The following is a 2,740-nucleotide window of genomic DNA, read 5'->3' on the forward strand; positions in this document are numbered from 1 at the left end:
CGCTTTAGTGCTCATTCCACCTAGGGAAGGTGCTGCACTATGGGAACAAGGGCATCCACGAAACTTAGCCGTCAGTTGGCAACAGCTTCATGGCTCAAATAAGCAATGGAAAAAACGGTATGGTTATCATCGCCGTTCAATCTCAGAAACCGCCATGTACAGGATAAAACAACTGCTAGGAGGCACGTTGAGCATGCGGAATTATAACGCTCAGGTGGGAGAAACTTATGCGATGATTAGGGCTTTGAACAAACTTACTGGGCTAGGTATGCCTGAAACCCACTGTGTAGCTTGATATTTGAACAATGATGAGAGTTTAGTTCGCTGACTCGATTTAGGAAACAAAGCCCCTTTTAACTGCATGAGCTGGCCTGAGTGAAAAATCTAATCTCAAAACGTCAATATGCCCTCGATATTGAGGTCATTCTTCTTGCGCAGTCTTTTAACTCCATAGCTAATCACCATTATATTATGCTGTTGGTATTATTTTCTTTTACAGTCTCGCAGAAAAATACTGGTGAAGATTAAGATTACTGCTATTACTTTATTGGTATTGTATAGGACAAATGTGACACGACCATCGACATGGGCTGTTAGTCTGACGTGGTAACGCTATGAGGTGCTTATGAAAGGAATTATTTTTAATGTGCTGGAAGATATGGTCGTGGCCCAGTGCGGGATGTCAGTGTGGAACGATTTGTTGGAAAAACATGCCCCTAAGGATCGCGTGTATGTGTCTGCCAAAAGTTATGCTGAGTCTGAATTATTTAGCATTGTTCAGGATGTGGCGCAGCGGCTTAATCTGCCGATACAGGACGTGGTAAAAGCGTTTGGGCAGTTTCTGTTTAATGGCTTGGCCTCCCGTCATGCCGGTGTTATTGAACAGTTTGAGAATTTTACTTCGTTAGTCATGGGGATCCACGATGTGATCCATTTAGAAGTGAATAAACTCTACCATGAACCCTCATTACCGCACATTTCTGGGCAGCTCTTGCCAGATAATCACATTGCGTTAAGGTACTCATCTCCCCGCCGGTTATGTTTTTGCGCGGAAGGCTTGTTGTTTGGCGCTGCCGAGCATTTTAAACAAAAGATCCAGATCACCCACGATACTTGCATGCACACTGGTGCCGATCATTGTATGTTAATCATCGAGTTACAAAATGACTGACAGCGAAAATCCTTATTATGTAGCCTATCAGCGGGAAAAAAAGGCTCGGCAAGAGATTGAGCAACTACTCGAAGACAGTACCCGCCAACTCTATGAAAAAAATTTGTTGTTGCAACAACAAATAGATCTGATTAAGCAGCAACAGCAATCAATAATCCAGCAGGAAAAATTGGCTTCTCTTGGGACTGTTGCCGCTGGCGTTGCCCATGAAATTAACAATCCACTTGCGTATATTCTCTCCAACGTCAATAGCTTAACTAACTACGCCCAGGATTTATTGGCGAGTATAGAGGGTGGCGATAGACTGCAGATTGACCAGGCTAAGCTGCAATTTATCAAAGAGGATTTGCCTGAACTGGCAAGCGATACTTGTCAAGGCTTAATGCGTATTAAAGATATCGTTAATCATTTGCTCTTTTTTGCACGAACAGACTCGACGGGAAAATCTGTCATTCAATTAGCCGACGCTCTGGATTTTACTCTTAAATTACTGCGGCCAATGTTTAACAATGTGTTGGTAAAAAAAGAGATTTCGAATGTGCCTATGATTTTGTTTAATGTAGGTGAGCTCAATCAGGTGTTAATGAACATTATCGTTAATGCTTATCAGGCTTGCGATGTGGTGAGCGATAGACCCTCAGAAATACAGCTTAAGCTCACTCAATCCGATACCAACATTTGCTTAACGGTTGTCGATAATGGTTGTGGAATGGATGAGCATACCTTGGGTAGAATGTTTGATGCTTTTTACACTACTAAGCCTGTTGGGACTGGGACGGGAGTCGGTATGTCGATTGTGTTACAAATTTTGCGCCAGCACGATTGCACGATCGACGTCATATCTGAGTTGGGTAAGGGGACAGCGATAAAGATATTTTTTCCAATCGATTCTCAAGCGATTTCGATGCCGTCTAGCACCAACCTCTAAACGGGATAGCAGAGATCAAGATTGATCCTCAGCCCTAATTCATAGGTATGATCTTGCATAAGATCAGTCATTAACTCGATATCCCGCAACTGAGATAATAGTGGCCGGGCTTCTGTAGTGATGTGATGGACGCCTCAGCACTGTACTGGTCAAGTAAAATTGGCTACGATTTTAGAGTCATTCCAATATAAACGTTCTTACTCATTTGGCGTTTGACTGGCCGCTGCCAAATACGTCTAATACCATTCCGCATTGAAGTCTGATCTAATAGCAAGCAACCCAACAGCTTAAAATTGGATGATGAAACCTGAAACTGCTGAAAGTCTGCTTAGCCTCTCCAAAAGAGAAAAAAATCCGCACAAGCGCATGCGATTGCTCGCTGTATCGCTATTTTTGCAATGCCATAACCGCACTCAGGTGGCAAGCCAGTTGAAGGTGGCCAGAGCTAGCGTCAACTTATGGGTCTCCAGCTATCTTGGGCAAGGACTGGCAGGACTTGAAGATAAACCACGCCTAGGGAAGAAGCCGTCATTGTCAAATGAGCAAAAAAGGAGACTCGCCAGATACATTGAGTTCAAAGCACAATCAGATGAGGGCGGCAGACTCACTGGGGCCGACATCCAGCAATACATCTCGAGTGA

3 protein-coding genes and 1 pseudogene are annotated in these 2,740 nt (G+C 43.7%); all 4 read left to right on the top strand.

What is annotated here, in order from left to right; genetic code table 11:
- Positions 1 to 295, top strand: a pseudogene (locus NE536_RS22550) (IS5/IS1182 family transposase); the annotation flags it as partial.
- A 330-nt stretch (positions 296 to 625) separates the two neighbouring features.
- Entirely contained in the window at positions 626 to 1,171 is a 546-nt protein-coding gene (locus NE536_RS22555) for a heme NO-binding domain-containing protein (RefSeq protein ID WP_261274086.1), read from the top strand.
- A complete protein-coding gene (locus NE536_RS22560; RefSeq protein ID WP_261274087.1) occupies positions 1,164 to 2,099 on the top strand; it encodes a sensor histidine kinase in 936 nt (311 codons plus the stop codon). Before NE536_RS22555 ends, NE536_RS22560 begins: the two co-directional genes overlap by 8 nt.
- A gap of 297 nt (positions 2,100 to 2,396) precedes the next feature.
- Positions 2,397 to 2,740, top strand: a 344-nt coding sequence (locus NE536_RS22565; protein WP_261274088.1) for a helix-turn-helix domain-containing protein, incomplete at its 3' end; no start/stop codon positions are given.

The sequence above is a fragment of the Shewanella septentrionalis genome (assembly GCF_025370265.1).
GTDB classification, from domain to species: Bacteria; Pseudomonadota; Gammaproteobacteria; order Enterobacterales; family Shewanellaceae; genus Shewanella; species Shewanella hafniensis.

What these genes read in the sequence shown, in the direction of transcription:
- NE536_RS22555 (WP_261274086.1), top strand. Translation starts at nt 626, where the DNA reads ATGAAAGGAATTATTTTTAATGTGCTGGAAGATATGGTCGTGGCCCAG.
- NE536_RS22560 (WP_261274087.1), top strand. Translation starts at nt 1,164, where the DNA reads ATGACTGACAGCGAAAATCCTTATTATGTAGCCTATCAGCGGGAAAAA.